Annotated in this window: 19 protein-coding genes and 1 tRNA gene; 8 read left to right on the plus strand and 12 right to left on the minus strand. The window is 53.1% G+C overall.

Annotated features, from left to right (window positions below; genetic code table 11):
- The first annotated feature begins 146 nt into the window (after window positions 1-146).
- Both HHJ06_RS01025 and HHJ06_RS01030 read left to right on the plus strand, forming a co-directional pair.
- On the plus strand, window positions 147-926 hold the full coding sequence (locus HHJ06_RS01025; protein WP_215426949.1) for an MBL fold metallo-hydrolase: 780 nt from the start codon (window positions 147-149) through the stop codon (window positions 924-926).
- 52 nt (window positions 927-978) lie between these two features.
- Window positions 979-1,608, plus strand: coding sequence for a trimeric intracellular cation channel family protein (locus HHJ06_RS01030; protein WP_215426950.1), 630 nt, complete (start codon window positions 979-981; stop codon window positions 1,606-1,608).
- On the opposite strand, the gene HHJ06_RS01035 is transcribed toward HHJ06_RS01030, so the two are convergent.
- The 9 genes from HHJ06_RS01035 to HHJ06_RS01075 all read right to left on the minus strand — a co-directional run bounded on the left by HHJ06_RS01035 (window position 1,551) and on the right by HHJ06_RS01075 (window position 11,181).
- Complete coding sequence (locus HHJ06_RS01035) at window positions 1,551-2,345, minus strand: CBS domain-containing protein (RefSeq protein WP_215426951.1); 795 nt, start codon at window positions 2,343-2,345, stop codon at window positions 1,551-1,553. The two genes, HHJ06_RS01030 and HHJ06_RS01035, sit on opposite strands and share 58 nt — an antisense overlap.
- A 49-nt stretch (window positions 2,346-2,394) precedes the next feature.
- Window positions 2,395-3,744, minus strand: a complete 1,350-nt coding sequence (gene mnmE, locus HHJ06_RS01040) for a tRNA uridine-5-carboxymethylaminomethyl(34) synthesis GTPase MnmE (protein ID WP_215426952.1) — start codon at window positions 3,742-3,744, stop codon at window positions 2,395-2,397.
- Window positions 3,741-4,814 carry a tRNA 2-thiouridine(34) synthase MnmA gene (gene mnmA, locus HHJ06_RS01045; RefSeq protein ID WP_215426953.1) on the minus strand — a complete coding sequence of 358 codons (1,074 nt, stop codon included), beginning with the start codon at window positions 4,812-4,814 and terminating at the stop codon, window positions 3,741-3,743. Before mnmA ends, mnmE begins: the two co-directional genes overlap by 4 nt.
- A 220-nt stretch (window positions 4,815-5,034) precedes the next feature.
- Window positions 5,035-5,751 carry a hypothetical protein gene (locus HHJ06_RS01050; protein WP_215426954.1) on the minus strand — a complete coding sequence of 239 codons (717 nt, stop codon included), beginning with the start codon at window positions 5,749-5,751 and terminating at the stop codon, window positions 5,035-5,037.
- 128 nt (window positions 5,752-5,879) lie between these two features.
- Window positions 5,880-6,869 (minus strand): hypothetical protein, encoded by a 990-nt coding sequence (locus tag HHJ06_RS01055; RefSeq protein WP_215426955.1) that lies wholly within the window; start codon window positions 6,867-6,869, stop codon window positions 5,880-5,882.
- Window positions 6,870-7,041: 172 nt separating this feature from the next.
- Complete coding sequence (gene miaA, locus HHJ06_RS01060) at window positions 7,042-7,950, minus strand: tRNA (adenosine(37)-N6)-dimethylallyltransferase MiaA (protein WP_215426956.1); 909 nt, start codon at window positions 7,948-7,950, stop codon at window positions 7,042-7,044.
- Between the two features lie 30 nt (window positions 7,951-7,980).
- Complete coding sequence (locus HHJ06_RS01065) at window positions 7,981-8,802, minus strand: hypothetical protein (protein WP_215426957.1); 822 nt, start codon at window positions 8,800-8,802, stop codon at window positions 7,981-7,983.
- Between the two features lie 58 nt (window positions 8,803-8,860).
- Window positions 8,861-10,030 carry a glycosyltransferase family 4 protein gene (locus HHJ06_RS01070; protein ID WP_215426958.1) on the minus strand — a complete coding sequence of 390 codons (1,170 nt, stop codon included), beginning with the start codon at window positions 10,028-10,030 and terminating at the stop codon, window positions 8,861-8,863.
- 29 nt (window positions 10,031-10,059) lie between these two features.
- Window positions 10,060-11,181: a glycosyltransferase family 4 protein gene (locus HHJ06_RS01075; protein WP_215426959.1), complete on the minus strand. Its 1,122-nt coding sequence runs from the start codon at window positions 11,179-11,181 to the stop codon at window positions 10,060-10,062.
- A 332-nt stretch (window positions 11,182-11,513) separates the two neighbouring features.
- Between HHJ06_RS01075 and HHJ06_RS01080 the strand changes: the two genes are divergently transcribed.
- From HHJ06_RS01080 to HHJ06_RS01090, 3 genes are all read left to right on the plus strand, one after another.
- Complete coding sequence (locus HHJ06_RS01080) at window positions 11,514-13,073, plus strand: lipopolysaccharide biosynthesis protein (RefSeq protein WP_215426960.1); 1,560 nt, start codon at window positions 11,514-11,516, stop codon at window positions 13,071-13,073.
- Between the two features lie 93 nt (window positions 13,074-13,166).
- Entirely contained in the window at window positions 13,167-14,219 is a 1,053-nt protein-coding gene (locus HHJ06_RS01085) for a glycosyltransferase family 2 protein (protein WP_215426961.1), read from the plus strand.
- Window positions 14,220-14,469: 250 nt separating this feature from the next.
- Entirely contained in the window at window positions 14,470-15,675 is a 1,206-nt protein-coding gene (locus HHJ06_RS01090; protein WP_215426962.1) for a hypothetical protein, read from the plus strand.
- 255 nt (window positions 15,676-15,930) lie between these two features.
- Here HHJ06_RS01090 and HHJ06_RS01095 read toward each other — a convergent pair whose 3' ends face one another.
- From HHJ06_RS01095 to ruvB, 3 genes are all read right to left on the minus strand, one after another.
- Window positions 15,931-17,061 carry a sulfite reductase subunit alpha gene (locus HHJ06_RS01095; RefSeq protein ID WP_215426963.1) on the minus strand — a complete coding sequence of 377 codons (1,131 nt, stop codon included), beginning with the start codon at window positions 17,059-17,061 and terminating at the stop codon, window positions 15,931-15,933.
- A gap of 33 nt (window positions 17,062-17,094) precedes the next feature.
- Window positions 17,095-18,114, minus strand: coding sequence for a beta-ketoacyl-ACP synthase III (locus HHJ06_RS01100; protein ID WP_286010575.1), 1,020 nt, complete (start codon window positions 18,112-18,114; stop codon window positions 17,095-17,097).
- A gap of 121 nt (window positions 18,115-18,235) precedes the next feature.
- Window positions 18,236-19,255 (minus strand): Holliday junction branch migration DNA helicase RuvB, encoded by a 1,020-nt coding sequence (gene ruvB / locus HHJ06_RS01105; RefSeq protein WP_215426964.1) that lies wholly within the window; start codon window positions 19,253-19,255, stop codon window positions 18,236-18,238.
- A gap of 140 nt (window positions 19,256-19,395) precedes the next feature.
- On the opposite strand from ruvB, the gene HHJ06_RS01110 reads away from it, so the two are divergent.
- The 3 genes from HHJ06_RS01110 to HHJ06_RS01120 all read left to right on the plus strand — a co-directional run bounded on the left by HHJ06_RS01110 (window position 19,396) and on the right by HHJ06_RS01120 (window position 23,567).
- On the plus strand, window positions 19,396-20,877 hold the full coding sequence (locus tag HHJ06_RS01110) for a beta-N-acetylhexosaminidase (RefSeq protein WP_215426965.1): 1,482 nt from the start codon (window positions 19,396-19,398) through the stop codon (window positions 20,875-20,877).
- Window positions 20,878-21,236: 359 nt separating this feature from the next.
- A tRNA-Ser gene (locus HHJ06_RS01115) sits at window positions 21,237-21,326 on the plus strand.
- Window positions 21,327-21,491: 165 nt separating this feature from the next.
- Entirely contained in the window at window positions 21,492-23,567 is a 2,076-nt protein-coding gene (locus HHJ06_RS01120; protein ID WP_215426966.1) for an N-6 DNA methylase, read from the plus strand.
- Window positions 23,568-23,594 lie beyond the last annotated feature (27 nt).

Raw genomic sequence — 23,594 nt, forward strand, 5'->3', positions numbered from 1 at the left:
ACACTACGTAGTGACTTCAATACACTTTAATGCACTTGAAATGTCAACACCGTACTGGAAAAAAGTATTTTTTCTTGTGTTCATGTCGTGAAAAAAAGCATTGATCCGGTCTTGCGCCGCTCCGGGGCCGGTATTATATTCCGCGCATGATGCAGTTTTGCGTGTTGGGCAGCGGCAGCGGAGGAAATGCCACCATCGTGAAAGCGGGGGAAACCATGCTGCTGGTGGATGCCGGGTTCAGCGCCGCCAGGCTGCGGGATAAAATGAAATCCGCCGGCGTGGAGCCGGATGATCTGGACGCCATCCTGCTCACCCACGAGCACACCGACCACATGAAAGGCGTGCACCAGTTCACCAAGAAATACACCGTGCGCGTTTATGCCACGCGCCACACGGCCATGTGCGTTCAGGAAAAGGCGCCGGAAGCCCCCTGGGCCTACTTTGAAAAAGGGCAGTCCTTTAAAATAGGGGACATTGTGGTCACCCCCTTTGCCACCTACCATGACGCCGTGGACCCCGTGGGATTCAAGTTTGAAACGGAACAGTCCAGCCTGGGCTTCATTTCCGATACGGGGCACGCTCCCGGAAGCGTGGCGGAGCACCTCTCCATGGTGGACAGCCTGGTGGTGGAATCAAACTATGATCCGGACATGCTGGCCGCCACCCCCAAGCGGCCTTGGCCGCTGAAGCAGCGCATAGCCTCCGAGCACGGCCACCTGTCCAACGAACAGGCCTGCGACCTGCTGAGGCGCATCGCCCATGACGCCCTGAAAAACGTGGTGCTGGCCCACCTGAGTGCAGAAAGCAATTCTCCGGCATTGGCAGAAAGCCTGATGCGTGCTACCCTGCATGACATGGGGCTGGCCTCCACCTCCCTGTTCTGCGCCAGCCAGGACTCCTGCCTGCCGTGGATACGGGTCTGCTGAAGCTCTCCTCTTCCTCCTTTCCCCCGCCATGTTCCTCTCCATCTGTGAAATCATGAGCACGATCATTGGAGCCCTGGCGGGGTCCATTGCTTCCTCACGGGTGAAGATGGACCTGTTCGGCGTGATTGTCTGCGGCACCCTGGCAGCCCTGGGTGGGGGAACCGTGCGCGACGTCCTGCTGGACATTCCGGTGTACTGGACGCTCCCTTCCGGGGAAATCTTCGTCCTGGCCGCCGTCGTCACCAGCCTGGGAACCTTCTACGTAGCCCAGAAATATCCGCCCCCCATGGGCACCATCCGCGTGGCGGACGCCATCGTGCTGGCCCTCTTCGGCATGATCGGCACGGAAAAATCTTATCTCCACGGTTATACCTCCACCGTTTCCGTGATGATGGGCATCTGCACCGGCGTGGCGGGCGGCCTGCTGCGCGATGTGCTCACCGGAAATGTTCCCTATGTGTTCCGTCCCGGTGAACTGTACGCCACCGCGGCCCTGCTGGGCGGCGTGGCGTACGCGGTGCTTTACTACTTCGGGATCGACTCCTCCACCTGCTTCGTGACGGGGTTCGTAGTCACGCTCTCCGTGCGCCTGGCGGCCATCCGGTGGAACTGGAACCTGCCTTCTTACATCCCCCTGTTTTCCCCGGAAGCGGAATCTGAAGATGAAGGAAGTGAACGGTAGAAGATTATGGATGTGAGATAGTTATATATTTTTTCTAGTTGATTGCATTTATCATGCGTGTTTCCACTGGGTTTAAAATGCATGATACCATTTCTTATATTTCTAATTTCATCAAATTCTCTAAGAAATATTTCTTTATCAACATATTTGAGTTCTAATTTTTTCCAAATATTGTCTTCTTTTATTAATGAAATGTAATTTCCAAAGGTGAGATCATTAATAGAATTTAATTGAGTATTCCTATTTAAAATTTCTTTAATTTCACAGAGTGGAATTATTTTAATTAATTTACGAATAATTTTTTCTATTTGCTCTAGAAGAAAAAAAGGTTGTGCCATTTCAAGAAATTGAAGAGAAATATCTGTTGTAGTTATAATTCCAGATATTTTATTAGATGTATCTGTATCCATGACACAGACAAAATCGTGTTCGTAAATAGATCTAATTGCGTTTAATAGTGGAGTATCCAATGATACCTTGATTACATGCTTATTTACATAGTGTTTAACTATATCCAATTGCACTCCTTGTGAAAATGCTGTACCTATAGTTGTCCATGAAATATAACCGATTAACTCTTCTTCTTCAGAAAGCACAGGTAGTTGAGAATAATTGTTTATTCTCATAATAGTAATAGCTTTATCTAATTTGTCATGTTCATAAATAAATTCAGGTTTCGATATGTTGTCTTTAATTTGTTTTAACCTGATGATAGGATCTTCTGTTTCACAGCTCATTTTTTGAATATAAGGATTTGAATTTTTCAAACTGCTATCTTTTTTAATACTATTTGCCCAGGCAGAAGGAGGAGAAAATAGCGCCCAGGACGTCCTCCGTATCCACGGCTCCGGTGATTTCCCCCAGGTGCGTCAGGGCTTCCCTGAGTTCCAATGCCGTAAATTCCGGGCTCTCCTGCCGGGAGATGGACTCTGAAGCCAGCCGGATGTGCTCCAGGCACAGGCCCAGTTCATGCTGGTGCCGGGCGTTGATGGCCACCTGGGAGCTGCCCGTTTCACCGGGCAGGGCGGAGGCAAAGGCGCGAACGATGGCTTCTTCCAATTCCTCTCTGCCCTCTCCGGCGGCGCAGGAGAACCTGATGCCGGGAATGGTTTTCCAGTCCGGATGGATTCCCAGGTCGCACTTGTTCAGGACCAGCAGCCGCGGCGCGGTGCGCCCGGCGGTCAGGAAGGGTTCTGTGCGGGGCGCGGAGGCGTCCGCCACTTCCAGAACCAGGTCCGCGGTTTCCAGCGCCCGGTTGGTGCGGGTGATGCCTGCCTGTTCAATCACGTCAGATGATTCCCGGACGCCTGCCGTGTCAATCAGCCGCAGGGCCAGCCCGGCGAGCTGGATGGATTCCTCCACCGTGTCCCGCGTGGTTCCGGCAATGTTGCTGACAATGGCGCGCTCATACCCCAGCAGGGTATTCAGCAGACTGGATTTTCCGACATTGGGCGGTCCGGCGATCGCCGTGCGGATTCCTTCCCGCAGAAGGCGGCCGCCCTCGGCGGTCCGGAGGAGGGCGGAAAGTTTTTCTTCCATGCTCCGGAGACGCGCCAGCAAACCGGAGGCAGTGTCCGGGGAAATGTCTTCATCCGGAAAATCAATATAGGCTTCAATATGGGCCAGAACATGAACCAGGCACTCCTTCAGTTCGTCCACCTGGGAGCCAATGCCCCCGTCCAGCTGGCTTTGCGCGGCTTTCAGGGCCAGGTCGCTCCCGGCGGAAATCACGTCCATCACGGCCTCAGCCTGGGTCAGGTCCATGCGCCCGTTCAGGAAGGCCCTCTTTGTGAACTCGCCCGGTTCCGCCGGGGAAGCTCCGCACCGGTACAGGCGTTTCAGCAGGCGGTCCGTCACCAGCATGCCGCCATGGCAGGAAACTTCCACGGTATCTTCCCCCGTATAACTGGCCGGAGCCGGAAACCAGGTGATGAGCGCCTGGTCAATGGCGGCTCCGTCTGCGTCCAGGATGCGGGCCAGCGTCGCGCGCCGCGGCTGGAGGCGGTCCGTGAAGGCCGCGGGGGTGCATTGTTTCAGGATGGCCATGCAGCCGGGACCGCTCATGCGGATGACGGCGATGGCTCCCTGTCCTGCGGCGGTAGCCTGTGCGGCTATGGTGCGTTTCGGGTCAATCATGGTTCTATGGATTCAAAAAAACCGCCGCCCAGCAGCTTGCCGCCGTCGTAAAAGGCGCAGACCTGCCCCACGGCCAGCGCCCGGAGGGGCGTGTCAAAGCTCAGGCACACCTTTCCTTCTTCCAGATATTCGCAGGAGGCCCATTCCGCCTTGGCGCGGTAGCGGGGCTGCGCCATCACGCGGGAAGGCAGGGGAACCAACGTATTGGAAATGCTGCCAACCACCGCATGGGCGGCGTACAGTCCCTGCGTGGATGCGTCTTCATACCCCAGGATCAGGCGGTTGCGCTTGACGTCCTTCCCCACCACCACATAAGCGATTCCCTCCCGGGGGGAGGCTACGCCGTGGCCTTTCCGCTGGCCCATGGTGAACAGGTGCAGGCCGTTGTGGGAGCCGAGCACTTTTCCCTCCGTATCCACGATTTTGCCGGGCTTGTCCGGCAGGTAGTGGCGCAGGAAGTCGCTCATTTTCACCTGGCCGATGAAGCAGATGCCCTGGCTGTCCTTCTTGCGCGCTGTTGGAAGGCCGTATTTCTCCGCCAGCACGCGGACTTCCGGCTTCAGCAGGTCCCCCAGGGGGAACACGGCGCGGGCTGTCTGGTCCGGGCGCATCAGGGACAGGAAGTAGGACTGGTCCTTGTTCGGGTCCCGCCCGCGCAGGATGAAGGAGCCTTGCGGCGTATCCAGTCTGCGGGCGTAGTGGCCCGTGGCAACGCCGTCAAACCCCTGTTCTAGGGCGTAATCCAGAAAGACGCCGAACTTCATTTCCCGGTTGCACAGCACGTCCGGGTTGGGCGTGTATCCGGCGCGGTAGCCTTCAATCAGATAATTCACGATGCGGGCGCGGTATTCGTCCACCAGGTCAATGACCCGGAATTCAATGCCGATTTTTTTGGCGACGGCCAGCGCGTCCTGAATATCCTGTTCCCACGGGCATTCGCCGGGAATGCCCTCGTCATTCACCCAGTTTTTCATGTAAGCCCCCACCACGTCATGCCCCTGCTCCACGAGCAGGGCTGCTGCCACGGAGCTGTCCACCCCGCCGGATAAGCCTACAAGAATACGTGCCACGATGTTGAAAAAGATATGGGTGTAATAGGGAACCTGCGTTTGGGAAGTCTTTCCCGCCTGCCCCTGTAAATCAAAGATGCCGCCGCAAGCCAAGACAAAAAGCGGTGAAGACGATTATTCGGACGTAACCTGGAAAAACAAGGGGATGCCTTACAGTCTTTTTATGCAGGAAAGGGTTTGCACTAGTGACGCTTTTTGTTGTTCGGATTTAGATGCCGCTTTAATTTTTCTGTTTGGGCAATCCCTTGTAAAGGTAGGCCGCTTTCGGCACCCGGCCGACGGTCCTGTCCAGCAGGGCCGGAATGTCCTTATCCCTGTATCCGGCCAGACGCAGGTATTTTTTGACCTCCTGGGCCTTGGTCGGGAAGCAGGTCATCAATTCCCTGATAAATCCGCGTTCTTTGCTTTTGATGGCGAATTGAGCGTTGTTGCTTCTCGAACTCAGCGCGCTTGTCTTGTTGAACAGCTTGGTATCGTTTCCTTCGGGCATTCCGGAGGCGTAGTCGATGAGCATGTGAGCGAAGATTTCCGTAGCTTCAAAAGCATAATCCACTTGGCTGTGGAATTGTTTGATGATCAGAGCTTTTGCGGATAAATAAAATCGAAGGGCCTCTTCCTTGCCTGGAAGGCTGCTATTCTTGTCCGTTAGGGCAAGGAAAGGGATACTGTTTGTGAAAAACTCTTTTGCGTAGTGATCAACATCAGTATATTCTGAAACCCATTCGACGTTTTCGTAATCGTTGAGGTCGATGAACGGGGCCTTGGCAATCAGATAGCACAGGAAAAGCCCCTCCGTCAATTCCTGAGAAGTGACGTCCTTTTTCCGGTAGAGGTTGGCTTCTTTCAATATCTTATCCGCCCCCTGGTAGAATGGAATGATCTGGTCACTGTCCAGCAATTTCTTGAGCCGCAGGAGTTCCGGGTTCTGCCTGTTCATATTCCTGATGGCGGAAGGAAGGGGGAGCTGGTCCTGCTCCGGAGAGGCTGAACAGGGAAAAGACAGCAGGAAAAGGACTAATAACAGAAGGAAGGGACAAGATTTATTCATGATGCTAAAACAGGAGGTTATGGATTGGCGGTAGAGTCGGCATGCAGGGCGTCACCTGCTGTGCTGCGCGTGACGGTGCATCCGAATTTGGTGATGCTCACCTTGATGTTTTTCAAGCCCCTGGTGGGGGATTTCTCATTGGTTTCCCGTTCATCTTCGTATTCAAAACTGAAATCTTGGGCGTACGTGTCGTTTCCGATCTTGCAACAGTCCTTGCCGTCGGCGCGTACGTACCACCCGCAGGTCCATGAAAAGGAATACGACAGCTTCATATTCTGCAAGTGCTGCAAGCGAATATCCTTCTCCTTGTCCCATCTCCAGCCGATGTTGTCATGATGGTGGGCATTCAGAGCATTAGGTCTCATCAACAATTTTCCCGGGGTATGCACCGGTTTGAATCCTTCCGGGTCTTCCGCCCGCTCCATGATGGAAATGTTGCTGAAACTGACTGTCAAGGGAAGAAAAGTCACGACAAGCTTGGAGGAAGCTCCCGGTCTGTCTTTCTCCTTGTCCTGGGGATATTTTTCCACCCGTTTCCCGGAATGTTCCGCTTTAATGTCAGAGGGAACGAGAATGCTGAAAACGGAGGGTTCCCTTTCCGGCAATTCTTCGTCAAGGCTGGTTTTGACTCGAACTTTCAGCGTGGTATTCTGGGTGAGGTTACTGCTGATCTTCAGCGTGGCTTGGTTAATATCGTCATTTGATTTCTCAATACTGGCCGCATTCTCCGGCTCCAGGGGCCATTCAAGGGAGGCTGAGTCCACGTCCTTAACCCTCTTGCCGTTCAAGGTTAAGGTGACTACTTCTCCAATACCGACTTTGGTGCGTTTCCTGTCCTCGTCTTGGTCTCCTTGGTCGATGAGGCATTGAGGAGAGGCAACCTTCGTTTCCGATTCGATGTACAGGGAGCGGTCATCCGTGGTGGGAATATCTTCTGCATGGGCCAGTACAGCCAGGGCATGCAGAAAAATGCCGATAGAGGAAAGGCGGAAAGAGGGAAAGTTCATGCCAGGAAAGGAACTGCGAAGAACGATACTTATGATAACTTTTTGTCCATTTAAATGTCAATCTATCCAAAAATATGTTAGATATAGCCTGATAAAGAAGGAGCAAGCGGGTTGCCATGGGAATAACAGGATGACGCGGCTTTCCGGATGTTTACCGCCGTGTGAAGAAGAGCTAACCTTCCAGTTCCCGCATGATGCGCTCCGCCAGCTCCCGGGGGGAGCCGAAGGGGGAAGCCGGAAGTTCCCGGAGCCATTGTTCCCGTTTCAGCCAGGTACGCTGCCGTTTGGCGTACTGGCGGGTGGCCAGGGCCAGTTGCGCCTGGCAGGCTTCCTGGGTGATTTCTTCGCGCAGCATGCTACGTATGATTGCCAGACCCAGGGTGCGTTCCGCCGTGGCGGAGCAGGGGCCCAGCCGCTCTACTTCCTCCACGGCTCCTTCCTGCATCATGCGGGCGGTGCGGGCGGCTATTCTGCCGTCCAGCTCCGGGACGTCCCGGGTGATGGCCCAGCCGGGGCCGCGAGGCGGTTTCAGCCAGTTCCGCTTCCAGAAGGAAAGGGGTTTTCCTCCGGCAAGGACGATTTCCAGGTTGCGTTCCACGTAACGCCGGTTGGCGGGACTGGTGGCTGCCGCGCCTTCCGGGTCCAGTGCGGAGAGCCGGGTGTATAGCTCTTCCGTAGAGTAGTCCGCAAAGGCGGCGCGCAGGGAGGCGTCTCCCGGAGGAGCTTCCGACAGGCCATGGGAAAGGAATTTGAAGTACAGGCCGGAACCTCCCGTGACGATGGCCGTTTTTCCCCGCGCATGGATGTCTTCCACGCACCGCATGGCTCGGTGGTAGTGTTCCGTGGCGTCCCAGGGCATTTGGACGGGAATGACCGAAATCATGTGATGAGGGATGCGCGCCTGTTCTTCCGGGGAAGGAGCCGCCGTCAGGACGGGAATTTCACGGTACACCTGGTAGGCGTCCGAACTGACGATCTCCGCGCCCAGCATGTCCGCCAGTTCCACGGCCACGGCGGACTTTCCGGATCCGGTGGGACCGGCAAGGAACAGGGTGGAGAGGGTGGCTGGGGATGGCTGCATGAAGATTCTGCGGTGGACGGAAAGGAGGGGTTACTTTTTCAAACAGGTCCTGACGGCGCTTTCCAGTTTTCTGGCGGTGGCGGAAAGGCCGTTTAACAGGGCATCTGCACAGGCGCCTGACGGCGGCGCTCCCTGAAGCTGAAGCCAGGCGTCCAGATCCTTGTCAACTTCGGGCCTTTGTCCCCCTATGGAGTCCAATGCTTTTAGATGATGCTGAAAACACAGGATGGAGAAGATGGCCTGGTCGTGCCTGTGGTCCTTGAAGGAAGGGCTGTTCGGAATGTCCGTGTTTGCGTCGTAATCTCCGACCAGCGATAAATGGCGGCATTTTTCTTCCCATTCCTCCGCCAGTCTCACAGTCGCCGGGGTTTTTCTCCAGACGGAGAAGGAGGTCTGAATGGGAGGAGAATTCAACATATCCGGCGAGAGCGATTCCATTTGGTTCAGCGTGGCGGCCTTGGTCCAATTTTCTATTGTGCCCGTATAGGGGATGTATATTCCGGGCATGATGTCCTGGCGCAGTTCTTTCAGCCATTGTTGAACAGAGCCCAGGGAATGGTGGAACATCCGCACCCACGGCCGGCCGACGTCCGAATAGATGACCATGTCCCCGTCCTGCACCTGCCGGAGGGCATGGTGAATGATGAAGGGTTTCCATGACCAGAATGCAAATCCTCTCTGGGAAGGGTGAGCCCAGGGATGGGTGTTATAAAACCCGAGCTTTTTTAAGTGCTTAGGCTGGAATCCATGTACTTGATCCGCTTTTCCGGCCAGTTTGGCGGAAAGAAGCTGCAACATCTGGCGGTGCGTAAACCGGGCGGAACCGAAGTTAATGAAAACAACCTTTTTCATGGGAACGGGGAATGGAAGAGTATGACCGGGCGCAGAGCCGGTTTCATGCATGGATGAATCAATCCGGAAGAGAGGAGAGTTTGCCGTTCATCAGGGAGCCGTACAAGGAAAGGAATTTGCTGCAAGTCAGTTCAATTTTCAGAGCTTCTCTAACCTCATCCAGCCCGTAAAGCCCCATGGTCATGTTTTTCTCCAGGGATTCAGTCAGGGAAAGGACTGCCTGGGCAATGGCTTCGCTGTCTCTGACGGGAATAATGTACCCGGATTTGCCGTCAATAACATACTGGGTCTGCCCTCCTTCGCAAGTGGTAACTACGGGAAGCCCGATGACTCTTGCTTCCTTGACGCAATTGGGAGAGGCATCACCCAGGGTGGGATGTACCAGGCACCATGCTGACGACATCCGCCTTTGCAGTTCAGGACGCTGCAAGGTGCCAACCCAATGGATATTGGGCGTGCTTGCTGGTTCCAGTTTTTCCCTTAATTCCCCTGATCCGGCAATATAAAGTTCAACATGTTGCAGTGAGGGTTTCATAAATGCTTGAATCAGGTACCTGACGCCTTTTAATTCATTGAGGCTTCCTACAAACAAACATTCCGGAGTGGCGGAGGGTGATCTTTCGACGTGATGGAATGATTCCTCCACTCCATATTCAATGATCGAAATCTGGGCGGAAGGGGATATTTCAAGAATACGGTCATGTATCCATGGAGATTCACAAGTGATGTGGCGGTATTCCGGAGTGGTCCGTTTTTCCCAGAAGGCCTGAATCTTCGGGAACATTTTCATTTTGGAACGTTGGCAAGAAGCAATCAGGGAGCCCTGGTAGGACAACAGCTTGATGCGTGGTTGCGTTTTGCACGCGGTCGCGTATGCCAGTTCAATACCCCAGACGTGAATCAGGTCCGGATTCAGTTGATCCAGAAGATGGCGGATTTTTCTGGAGGCGGAAAAATGATTGGTAAGCAAACCTACTGCCAGGCTGGAGTCCGGCAAAATATGGATGGTCTGGTGATGGATGGATTTGACCGTATACTCGGAAACATATTTCTTGAGCGTGATCCAGTGGATGTCGTATTCCGCTTGGTTTGCCAGAGCCTGGAACAGGGAAAAAATCCATGGTGTAAGGGAACGATCTTTTTCCTGAAGCTCGCTGGGAATCAGACGCCCCAAAGGCATGTCCGAGACAATGGCGAGAACGGGCCGGGTATGGTCGGAAGGGATCATATGAAGAGGAGATTCAAATCACTTGTAATTCATGTGTCTGAATAGTTTTCAGATTTTTTGGCGGAACGGAACAGGGCCTCCCACTGGGTATAGACAGCATGGGGCGCATAGCGCTGCTGCCACTGCTGGAATCCGGCGGCGCCTAAACTTTTCCGGGTATCAGGAGCCAGCATGGAGGTTAGAGCCTTTTTAAGACAGCCGGGAGTTCTTCTCTTCAGCATGATGCCACCTTTCAAAACGGAAATGCAACCGATGTCCGGAGCTATCCAGGGAATGCCGCAGGACATGGCCTCCAGAATACACAAAGGCTGTTGTTCCTGGTAGGAGTAGAGGAACATGGCGTCGCTTTCCGAGATGGCGGCCTCCACTTCATGCCTTGGAAGATTGTAAAGAATGCGGAATCCGGGATGGTTCCCGATGGCCTTTTCCATTTGCTCTGCATACGAATTGCGTTGAGGGACGAGAAAAAGGAAAACGATATTCTGCAAATCCATGCGTCTTGCCTGGCGGATGAAAAGGAGCTGTTGTTTCGTCGTGCAGGCGCTGGCCGCACAGGTGAACACGGAGACCCCGGTTAATCCGTATTTTTCCCGGAAGAACGGAGCGCCGCGTTTCAACGCCGGAAAAGTGTTGGGAATGCAGCAGGCGTTGGGAAGCTTGAGCTTGCTGGCATAATAATAATCGAATCCTTTAAATAGGCTTCCATAGGGTTCAAGAAAAACAAGACGGTTCAAGGGCGCTTCTTTGCCCGTAAGGAGAACGGACTTCCTGGTATTGAGGAAGGAACCGATCCATTTTTTCATTCCGAAGAAGGGGGGGTAACGGAGTCGGAAGAAGGCGGAAAAATTGGTGCCTGTCCCATGTGAGCGCAGGATGAAGGGGATGTGGTGCGACTTGGCATATTCCATGAGTTCCTTCCTGCACCAATTTGACCAGGAATGATAAATGATGAAATCCGGCTGGATATCTCCCAAATGGGTGTTCAGGTATTCCTTTAAACGCGGCCTGTCTTCCGTTAAGGAATCCGGTATGGAGGCGACGGAACAGCATACCGGGCGGGATGGATCAGCCAGTGGATTCTGTTCCCGCGTAAGCACGTGAATGTCCCAGTCTAAAGTACCGAGCCCTTTCGCCATTTCAAAAGCTGCCATTCCTACCCCGCCTTCTCCCGGAGGAAATGTATAGGCGACAATTAAAATCCGGCCTTTGCTCACGAACTTCAATATAGATGGCAGGTGAAAATAAGGCAAGGAAGTTTTGCACCGCATTATTGAATAATAGGAATCAAATGGATTTTTTTTTGCTAAGGTAAAAAGTGTTGATGTAGTGGAATGATGTGCTAGGGTAATGCCGCTTTCATGGGTATATGATTGGCGGAATATTTTGTTTTATTTTACAGGCTGAATAAATAAAAGCGGGTTTGTGCAATTTCTGTATTTTATATTTTCTGATAGGGTTGGGTTGAATTCATGAAATGTATGAGATGAGGGAATCACGTGTAAAAAAGAGTTTGCAGAATGCCCGTGTGAATCTTGTGTTCTACATCTTGATTCTATGCATCTCCTTTTTTTCCCGGAAAATATTTTTAAACTGCCTGGGAGCCGATTTTGTCGGCTTGACGGGAACTTTATTAAATTTGCTGAATTTTCTCAATCTGGCGGAACTGGGAGTAAGCACGGCGATAGGCTATGTGCTTTATAAACCTCTTTTTGACCAGGATAAAATCAGGATTAACGAAATCATTTCCGTCCTAGGCTACATGTACCGCTGGATAGGCCTGGTTATTATTGGCGCCGGATTGGTGCTGGCATGTTTTCTGCCGTTGATTTTTCCTTCTACGGGGTTTTCCTATGGCGTCATCTACTTTGCTTATTTTTCATTTCTGGCATCTTCCCTGATTGGCTACTTTGCCAATTACAGGCAGACTCTCCTGGGTGCGGACCAGAGAAATTACGTGGTAGCCGTCTATTTCCAAACGGCTACCATCATCAAGATTTTATTTCAGATGCTGTCCGCCTGGTATACGGGCAGCTACTATCTATGGATCGCGATAGAACTGTTATTTGGGGGAATCTATTCATTCATCCTGAATTGGAAAATCAACCAAGTGTACCCGTGGCTGAAAGGCAGTGTTGCCTTGGGGCGCCAGTTGTTCAGGAAATATCCGGAAGTCATCAGATACACCAGGCAGCTGTTTGTTCACAGAATTGGGGCCTTTGCCCAGTTCCAGATAACGCCGCTTCTGGTTTATGCCTTCGTTTCCCTGCAGATGGTGGCTTACTTCGGCAACTATTCCATTATTACGGACAAGCTGTTTCTCCTGGTCAACAACCTGCTGGGCAGTACGGAAGCCAGTGTAGGGAATCTGATTGCGGAGGGAAATACGGCAAAAATCCGCAGGGTGTTTAATGAACTGTTTTCCCTGCGTATGCTGATCGCCGGAACGATATGCTTCGCCCTTTACCAGTTGCTGGAGCCCTTCATTTCCCTTTGGCTGGGGTCCGGCTATATCCTCTCCCGGGAAATCATGATTCTGGTGATCATTAATCTTTTCATTGCCATTACGCGGGGAGTGACGGATCAATTCTTGTATGGCTACGGTCTCTTCTGGGATATTTGGGCGCCGCTGGCAGAGAGTGTGATCAACATTACAGTGGCTGTCATTGGAGGCTATCTCTGGGGGCTGCCCGGCATTCTGCTGGGAGGCATTTCCAGCCTGATGCTGATCGTAGGCATCTGGAAGCCCTTTATGCTGTACACATGGGGGTTCAGGGAGAATGTGATGTTCTACTGGCTTCAATTCGGTTACCAGCTGGCGCTGATTCTGGCACCGGCCGTGCTGATGTCTTGGGTATGGAGATATATTCCCCTGCAGCCTTCCCTGTCTTTCCTGAATTGGTTTACATGCGCCTTCCTGATGGTTGTCTCCTATGGCGGCGTAACGGTGTTTTTAATGTATTGCGGTACGGCGGGCATGCGCTCCATGGTGCACCGGGCCTGGTCCATGGCGGGCAGCCGCCTGCGCCTGCTGTGGAAAAAATGACCCCGGCATGCCGCAGGGCCTGTTATGCTGGTCAACTCCGCGGGATTAGGCTAAGGTCTGCCTATTGTTCTATCCCTGATCTAATCTCCCGTCATGAATCATTCGGATCCTCCCTCCATCAGCATCGTTCTGACCGGGCATAATGAAGAATACTGCATTGGAGATGCCATCCGGAGTGTGTTCCGGCAGGACTATGAGGGACCGGTGGAAATCATACTGTCCGATGACGGTTCTTCCGACCGTACGTTTGCCGTCATGCAGGAAATGGCGGCCCGGTACCGTGGGCCGTACCGGGTGGTTTTAAACCGGAATGAAACCGCCCTTGGACGCGGGCAGCACATAAGGCAGGCGGTGGAACTGGCCACCCATGAATGGATTCTCCGCCAGGATGGGGATGACTGTTCTTTTCCCTGGCGATGCAGGTTTTTCGCCCGGGCGGTGATGGAGCACCCGGATGCCGTGGCTGTGGCCAGTCAAATGACCCATGTTTATGAAGAAGCCGGGGTTCCGTTTGAGTTCCCGGCGTTTCCGGCTACTCCGGAAGGGGCATTGTCCGTTCGGCTCCAAACAGGGCCTTTTTCTTCCCGCGCCCATTACGGAGGGAGCATGATGATCCGGAAGAGCGCCTGCCAGTGGGGAAATTCCCTGCCGATGACGGCCAGCTTTGAAGATGATTTAATGGCATTTTATGCGTGGCTCCAGGGGAATATTTATGAACTGCCCGCTACTTCCCTGTACTACTACAGATTTGCTTCCAAGAACATTTGTGCCATTAACAGCGCGGCGAGATTTGCCGGCATGAAGACGGCGCTGGCCTTTGAGGAAAGAGAACGGAAAGTGCATCAGCAGTTGCGAAAAAGCAAACGGACGGGCCTGGAATTGTGCGGGGATTTGTTGAAATCCGGAAACGCGGTTTTCCGCTCCCGGGAGGAATTGCTGGCGGAGATTGAGGAAAGAAAGAACATGGTTGAGGGCATTGACCACCTTCTGAACTGGTGGGATTATCCCTTCCGCCGGAGATGGAAGTTGAAAGGGAAAGGCTGGATGGGCATGGCCCATGCGTTGCCGCAAAGGCTCTATTTGTTCTGCATGGTTTCCTTCTTTAAGCTCAGGAAGGTTAAAAGATACCTTTCTGGTATCAGATGAATGCTCTGTCAGGGAAAGAAAAACACCAGTCGCCAAGTAATGGCGGGTATTGCCGTGACGGTTGGAATTGGGCTTCTGGCCCGGTGAAGAGGATGGCATTGTCCCTTGTGTGGGAATGGAATCTTGAATGAGTAAAGATGCTTCCGGCGTGGTTTCGTCTGGCCGGGGGTAAACTGGAGTGGGTAGACGGTTTGTGCGTGATGATTTTCTGGTCGATTGGTGTTTTTTTAAGCCTGATTAATTAAAATTTATGAGAATTGATACTGTTAAAGGGGGCGCGTATGCGCTGACATGTACGGAGGCCTGTACCGTTCAGGCACTCCGTGCCGATGCTGCTTTTATCACCATTCTGGAGGCTGATACAGCTGGACAGTATAGTTTTGTGGCTCCCGGGGAAGCCGTGGAAGTATCTGATGAAAATGCCATGGTGACGCAGATGCTGAAACCGGCCGTGTTAGGTGCGGCTAGCCGGAGCGGAATGCAGAGCGGGGGGGACGTGGTTTTAAGAAACCTGATGGCGGAGGCGGCCGCGTTTTCCGGGATCGTCAACGCCAACGGAGGTATCAATATTCCACTGGCTGCCGGGGCTGAAACGGATACGGCGTCTGTGAACCGGGCTTACGCCATGGGAGTGGTCCAGCTGGTGCTGATGCACCAGACGCGTACCTATTGGCTCGCGTCCTCGTGCACGGCTACCAATGGGGTGACGATCAATCATGTGGTTCCAGGGTGCTACTGCGAGATGCTTTTGGGCGCCAGTGGCTGTACCTCCCTTACCTTGCCAACTACCGGAGCAGTTGGCGGTGGCGATTACAGCAAGATCATGGGATATTCCATCCCGCTCCGGCATAACGGTGGGAGCGCCGGTGTCTGGATCAAAATGTCCATGCTCCTGGGAGCAGGAGGAGAGTGGACGGAATTACCGGATGCGGGGATGGATGGTTACCGCTTCAGGCCCGTGGCCGGCAGCGTCCCTTCTATTGCCCGATTAGTTGAAGTGACTCTCTATTACGATAAGGGGTGCAAAGCCCGCGTTCGCGAACTCATCGGCATTGGGACTCCACGGAGTTACGTTGTACGTACTACTGAATCCAGCCTGAATTACGACAACAACACGAATCCCTGTTCCGCGGCCTACCGTCTGGTGATCGCCCAGTCGGAGATATCTTATACCAACACGCTGGGAGCTGCGGTTTGGCTGGTCATGGGCGGAGCATCCGGAGATACGGTTGTTAAGCTGGCGGACATTAGGGGATGGGATACCTACCACATGTCAGTGTCTCCCAAACTATACCTGGATATGCAGGCGGGGGAATATGGGGGCAGGGCGCAGCTGGAATCCCCGACAATTCTCAACGGCATAGGCGACAATACCTATGTACGTTATGGTCTGGAACCCTACCAGCGTAGCTGGATTACCACGGAGACGGAAGTTCCGTACAAGGATCCGGAGTAGCCGTCCGCGTCATAGATGCGGCCCGGAAATAATTTTTAATGACCTTCTCTGGGAGGAACGGTTTCCAATTGGAGCACATGTTTTTTCCGCATAAAAGGGAAATGACGGCATCTTTCTATGCCGGAATGTTTATCCGGTGAAAGGCCTCTCCTAGTACCTGTAGCGGTGAAGGCCGTCCGGGTTCCCGGACAAAAAGCGCTTTTCCACGGATGGTGGAAAAGCGCGATAAAAAAGAGGAAAATCCGGAGGGCGCGATTAATACACGTCCCGCTGGTAGCGGCGGTGCTCTTTCATGTCAGCCACGTATTCCGCGGCTTCTTCCGGTGACTTGCGGCCCCAGGTCTGGATTACTTCATGGAGGGCCGCGTCAACATCCTTCGCCATGCGGGAAGCGTCTCCGCAGACGTAGAAACAGGCGCCGTTTTCCAACCATTTCCAGAGCTCTTCACCTTCCTGGACCATGAGGTGCTGCACATAGACCTTCTTCTCCTGGTCGCGGGACCAGGCTACGGACAGCTTCAATTTGCCGGCTGCCGTCAGTTTATTCAGCTCGTCTTCATAGCAGAAATCGGTAGCCTTGTACGGATTACCGAAGAACAGCCAGTTGCCACCCTTGTCTCCGGAGGCGATGCGTTCCTCCCAGAATGCCCGGAAGGGGGCGATGCCGGTACCGGGGCCAACCATAATGATGGGGGTGTTTCCATCTTCCGGCAGGCGGAAATTCTTGTTGGTATGTACAAACACCCTGGCCGTATGTCCCGGCTGGAGGCGGTCCGCCATGTAAGTGGAGCACACGCCGCCGCGCTGGCGGTCCCGGGCCGTGTAACGCACGGCGCCCACACACAGGTGCACTTCTTCCGGGTGCGCGTTCGGGCTGGAAGCGATGGAATAAAGGCGGGGCATGATCTTTTTCAGGATGCCGACAAAAGCTTCCGCAGATTCAAAGGACACGGGGTATTCCGTCTCCAGGTCCAGCACGTCGCGGCCCCACAGGAAATTATTAAGGGCCTCCTTGTCCCCGTTCAGCAGAGCTTCCAGTTCCTGGCTGCCGGAGGCGGCGGCCCATTTGGTCAGAAGGGCCTTGTTGACGTTGGTGATGTCATAGTTATTGACCAGGGCGTCCTTCAGGCTGGCAGTTTCTCCTTCCGGAGTGGTGACCAGGGCGTCCGGACTGAGGCCCAGCTTGTTGATCAGGGTGTCCACCAGGGCATGGTCATTGGCGGGAATCACGGCCAGGGCGTCTCCGGCGATGTACACCATTCCGGCGCCGTCCAGGCTGTATTCAATATGGATCGTCTCTTTCGGGCTGCCTTCTCCGGTCAGGTGCTTCACGGAAAGGACTGGTGCGGGGAACGGATTCTTCTTGCCGTACGGTTCGGTTGTCATGTGTAATGTAAGTTCTGGAATGGAATAACGGAATTACCACCGGATGGCTGCTGCGGCCCAGGTAAGCCCCGCGCCGAAGGTGACCAGGACGACGTTGTCCCCCTTGCCGAATCTGCCGGTGCGGCGTGCCTCGTCAAACGCGATGGCCACGGCGGCGGCGGACGTGTTGCCGTATTTTTCAATATTGATGAACACCTTGTCTTCCGGGATGGAGAGACGCTGGGCCACGGCATTGATGATGCGGAGATTGGCCTGGTGGGGGATGATCAGCTTGATCTCCTCCGCCGTGAGGCCGGCGCGTTCAATCACGCTGGCGGCGGAATCCTTCATGCGGGGAACCGCCTGGCGGAAGGTCTCCTTGCCGCGCATGGCGAGGGTAGCCAGGCGTTCATGCGCGTTTTCCGCCGTGGTGGGGCAGCGGGAACCGCCGCCGGGAATCTGAAGCAGGTCATGCAGGGAACCGTCCGTGCCGATGTCCGTGGCCAGAATGGAGCCTTCCCCTTCTTCCCCCGTGGAAGCCTGGAGCACGGCTGCGCCGGCGCCGTCCCCGAACAGGACGCAGGTGGTGCGGTCCTCCCAGTTGACGACGGTGGAAAGCTTTTCCGCGGCAATGATGAGGGCAGTTTTCATCTGGCCCGTACCGAGGAACTGGACAGCCGTCTTCATGGCGAACAGGAAGCCGGAGCACGCGGCGGAAATGTCAAAGGCGGCGGCATTCCTGGCGCCCAGGGCGTCCTGGATGTAGCAGGAGGTGGAAGGAGTGAACGTATCCGGCGTAATGGTGGAAACGATGATCAGGTCAATATCCTCCGGCTGGAGGCCGCAGGATTCCAGAGCGCGCTGGGCGGCCTTGGTCCCCATGTGGGAGGTATACTCGTCAGGGGCGGCGATGCGGCGCTCCACAATGCCCGTGCGTTCAATGATCCATTCATGGGAAGTGTCCACCATCTTCTCCAGGTCCGCATTGGTCAGACGGCGTTCCGGAACATAGGAGCCCGTACCGATGATCTTGACGGGCAGTCTTTTAAAGGCGATATCAGAATTTGCGGCCATAGCTTTGGGCGTATGATGAACAGAAAACGTCCTGACGTTTTATGTGGGAACAGTCTAAAAGAAAGGAGGCCCCATGACCAGCACAAAACGCGGGACTCCTGCCATGCCGTAAACGGATGGCTTACAACAGCCACCCCTGGCTGTTGGCCGGCGGAGTGGCCCCCATCTTGAGATAGGCGGAGGGCATCGCCACGCGCCCCCTGGGAGTGCGGCTGATGTACCCCTGCATGATCAGGAAAGGTTCATGCACGTCCTCCAGTGTGGAGGCGTCTTCCCCCACGGCCACGGCCAGGGAGGAGAGGCCCACGGGACCGCCGTTAAACTTGTAAATCATGGCCTCCAGCAGGCGCTTGTCCATCTCGTCCAGGCCGTCGTCGTCAATCTCGATCATGGTCAGGGCGTCATGCGCCAATTGTTCCGTAATCACGCCGTTGCCGCGCACCTGGGCGTAATCCCGCACCCAGCGCAGCAGGGAATTGGCCACGCGGGGCGTGCCGCGGGAGCGCAGGGCAATCTGAAATGCTCCTGACGCCTCCACGGGAACGTTCAGCAGCCCGGCGGAACGTTCGATAATGGAGCACAAATCCTCCTGCGTATAATAATCCAGCCGGTTCACCAAGCCGAAGCGGGAGCGCAGCGGGCTGGTCAGCATGCCGGCGCGGGTGGTGGCCCCCACCAGGGTGAACTTGGGAAGATTCAGCTGGATGGAGCGGGCGTTCGGGCCCTGGTCAATAATGATATCCAGCCGAAAATCCTCCATGGCCGGATACAGGTACTCCTCAATGGCCGGGTGCAGGCGGTGGATCTCGTCAATAAAAAGAATGTCTCCCTTTTCCAGATTGGTCAGCACGCCGGCCAGGTCTCCGGCCTTCTCAATCTGGGGTCCGGACGTCGTATGAATGCGGCAACCGACGGCATTCGCGATGATATTGGCAAGCGTCGTCTTCCCCAGGCCTGGGGGGCCGCTCAGCAGAATGTGGTCCAGCACGTCGTCGCGCTGTTTGGCGGCCTCCACCATCAGCATCAGGCGGTCCTTGATCTTCTCCTGCCCGCGGAACTCGCTGAAGGCGGGTGGTCTGAGGGACAAATCAAAAGCGGAGGGGGGTGTCTCCGTGGTGCGTGTGTAAAAGGACTCTCCCATGCGCAGGACTAGCAAACCCGTCTTTAAGCCATCCGTCAAGATGGAAGTGCAGGCGGGGAACGCCTTTTCCGGGACATGCCGGAACCCTATGGTCTTTTTTTGATTGCGGAGGGAAAGCGGTTCCGTCAGAATCGCGCGCAATGAAATGGCGTATCCTACCTCTTCTGCTGGCGATGGGCGGCAGTGTTCTTGCTGCCGGCGACGTGGAATCCCGTCCCTATCACATCATACCGGAACCGGCCGAAGTCAGCACCTCCTCCGGCATTTGTAAATCCTCCAAAATCCTCAAGCAGGCCGCCAACAAGGCTCTGGGGCCGGAGGGGTACAAACTTACTGTCAAGCCGCAGGGCGTGGAAATTCAGGCAGGCGACCGCGCGGGCCTCTTTTACGCTAAAAACACGCTGGAACAGCTCCAGGCCCAGTACAAGGACGGCGGCATTCCCTGCGGCGTCATTGAAGACAAGCCCCGGTTTGGATGGCGCAGCATGATGATGGACACTGCGCGCCACTTCGTGCCGGTGGAGGACGTCAAAAAATTCATTGATGTGATGTCCTTCTACAAATTCAACAAGCTCCATTTCCACCTCACGGATGACCAGGGCTGGCGCCTTCCCGTCCCCGGATACCCCAAGCTGGAAAGTGTGGCCTCCAAGCGTAAGGAAACCTTTGGCAACAAAACCCCCCATGGTGGCATGTACACCAAGGAACAGCTTAAGGACCTGGTAAAATACGCCGCCGCTCGGAACATTGAAATCATCCCGGAAATAGACGTGCCCGGCCACAACCAGGCCCTTTGCACCGCCTATCCGGAATTCCTCTGCTTCCCAAACCCCAAGCTGGAAGTGCGCACGAATGCGGGCATCTCCTACACGCTGGTCTGCCCCGGCAACCCGGACGTGTGGAAATTCTACAACGCCGTCTTCAATGAGCTCAAGGACATTTTCCCGTCCCAATACGTGCATCTGGGCGGAGATGAAGCGCCGGAAGACAACTGGATGAAATGTCCCAAATGCGCGGACTTCCGCGAGAAAGCCGGCATCCGGGAGGAAAACAAAAAGGCCGCCGCTCAAAAGGAAATGGTGGAATTCTTCACCCGGTGCGCCAAAATGCTGAAAAGCCGCGGGAAAACGGCCGTCTTCTGGTATGAGCCCATGGGCAAATATCCGGACGGAGTGATCGTCACCACGTGGAGAGGCGGCCACACGCCTAAAACGGTAGCCAACACCACGGGCGACAAGGTGGACGTCATCTGTGCTCCCAACGGCAAATGCTACTTTGACTATCCCCAGCTTTCCGGCGACTGGCCCTCTGGTCAGCCGGACACGGGCTGGATGCCCGTCAACACGCTGGAAAACGTGTACTCCCTGGAACCGGGCCACGGCCTCTCCGCCAAGGAAATGGAACGCGTGCGCGGCGTAGACTGCTGCCTGTGGGCGGAACGCCTGCCGAACATTGAACGCGTCTTCTACCAGGCTTACCCACGCGCTCTGGCTCTGGTGGAAACCGCGTGGTCCCCCAAGGAGGTGAAAAACCTGAACCGCTTCAAGGACAAACTGGAATTCCACAAAAAGTTCATGCAGGAAAAATGGGGTATCGACCTCGAACGCCCGGAAAAGAAATAATGACCTAATAGTAAGAGTCCCTTCCTGAAAGACGCAAACGCTGAAAAAAGAGGAAGAACGTCTTTTGCCTTTCTAAAAGAAGAGAGGCATCGGGCACGAAGGACTCAACCTTGTTCAATGACAGGCTTCTGTAGATAACAGAAGCCTGTTTTTTAATGGTATCATGAAGTTCTCTTGCCATCCCATTTCCAGAATTCCCTGGATACCTATGCGCTTCCCATCCTTTTCTGGCAACAGACGGAAACGCAGGAAGAGCTTGAGGAAAACAGGAAAATGCCTCCCAAGTGAAAAAAAGATTGCCAACTCCCTCTTCTACCGTTACATTACCCCCGCTTTCCTATCTAACACAATCTATCAACGGGCAGGTGTCAGAGTGGTCGAATGAGCACGCCTGGAAAGTGTGTGTACTGGCAACAGTACCGAGGGTTCGAATCCCTCCCTGTCCGCCATCAATTTTTCGCCGCAATATATTCTTAATGAGTATATTGCGGTCTTGTTTGGAGGGATGCGGAGAAGAAATTGGAGAAATAGCATGTAAACAATCGACTTTTCAATGTATAGGAAGTATTTTTGACTTCAAGTTTTCATCAATTCACCTCATTACTGCAAAAAATATGACTCTTTCTGACATTCTCAAGGACTCTGATTACAAACAATCTCAATTTTCCCCTGACCAAATACGTAATTTTGAAGATAAAATTATCGTTTCCCAAGACAAAAAAGGGAATGATATTCCCTATTACCCATGTTCTATTCGAGGTAAAGAAATCAGGCTTACTCCTGAAGAAGCAGTTAGACAGCTCTATTTGGAAGTTCTGATGTCTCAATATGGCTATACGGCAGACCGCATAGCATTAGAGTACATGGTTACATTCGGACGCGAAAAAAAACGCGCCGACATTGTTATTTTCGACAAAGAAAAGCTGACTGCTCCTTATATCATTATTGAGATGAAGAAGCCAAAGCTCAAAGACGGAAAGGAACAGTTAAAGTCATATTGCAATGCTACGGGGGCTCCCATCGGCGTTTGGACAAATGGAGATTCCATTTCCTACTATCATCGTAAGGATCCTAATTATTTTGAAGACATTCCGAATATCCCCAAATCAACGGAAAGGTTGTCGGATATTCTTTCCGACCCATGGACAATCAATGATTTAATCAACAAAGATAAGTTGGTTAAAGAACGAAAATCATTGAAAGATTTGATCCTTGAAATGGAGGATGAAGTACTCGCCAATGCCGGGGTTGATGTGTTTGAAGAATTGTTCAAACTCATTTTCACCAAGCTTTACGACGAAATGGAGAGTGGCCGCAACCCTAAACGCCATCTTCAATTCAGGAACTATGGGGATACGGAAACCGAATTGAAGACAAAGATCCAAACTCTTTTCAATGATGCCAAAAAGAAATGGGAAGGCGTTTTTTCGGACGACTCTAAAATTGAACTAACTACATCACACCTTTCCGTTTGCATATCGTCTCTTCAAGACGTTAAGTTGTTCAACAGCAATCTTGACGTCGTGGATGACGCGTTTGAGTACCTTATCAATAAAAGCAGCAAAGGAGAAAAAGGCCAGTATTTCACTCCCCGCTATGTCATCGACATGTGCGTTAAAATGCTTAATCCGCAGGAAGATGAAACAATGATAGATACTGCTGCCGGGAGCTGCGGATTTCCTGTCCACACAATCTTCCATGTCTGGGAACAGATTATGAAAGACGAGGGATTGGACAAGAGCCATCTCTTCACCTTGGAACAAAAACCGGCCCGATGCTGTGATTATGTAAACAACAAGGTTTTTGCTATTGATTTTGATGAAAAATCTGTCCGTGTTGCACGTACATTGAATCTGATTGCGGGAGATGGACAAACCAACGTGCTTCACTTGAATACCCTTGACTGGGAGCGGTGGGATGAAAAAACAAAAGAGGATGAAGAATGGTTAGATACCTACGGCCAGGGATGGACCAAGTTGAAAAAATTGCGCACCGATAAGAAGAGCAATCGTGAGTTCAAATTTGATATCTTGATGGCGAATCCTCCTTTTGCTGGAGATATCAAGGAAACACGCATCCTCTCCAAATATGATCTAGGAAAAAAACCAAATGGCAAATATCAAAGCAAAGTTGGCCGTGATATTTTGTTTATTGAACGCAACCTTGATTTTTTAAAACCCGGTGGACGCATGGTTATCGTGTTACCCCAAGGACGCTTTAACAACAGCAGTGACAAATACATTCGCGAATACATAGCTAAGCAATGTCGTATTTTGGCAGTCATAGGCTTGCATGGCAACGTTTTCAAACCCCATACAGGAACAAAAACCAGTGTCCTGCTTGTCCAAAAATGGGATGATGAACTTTGCCCTCGCCAGAAAGACTACAACATCTTCTTTGCCACCATGCAGGAACCCAGCAAAGACAATAGCGGTGATAAAATCTACGTCCGCAAACGAGATCAAGATGAAAAGCAGGTTCCTTCATCCTTGGATAGCGGTCCACTCAAACTGAATGAACCAATAGATGCCTATACTGCCACTCCAAAAGAATATGATGAATTTCTGCTGGATTCCCACAATCACCTGATTGTAAAACATGACCTCTTTAACCATGACGGATTGACACAAGACGGCATCGCAGAAGCCTTTATCGAATTTGCTAAAAAAGAAAAACTAAGTTTTTTTTAACAAGCTCTTTCAACGAAGCGAAATACA

It is taken from the genome of Akkermansia muciniphila, from assembly GCF_018709685.1.
In the GTDB taxonomy this organism is placed as follows: Bacteria; Verrucomicrobiota; Verrucomicrobiia; order Verrucomicrobiales; family Akkermansiaceae; genus Akkermansia; species Akkermansia muciniphila_E.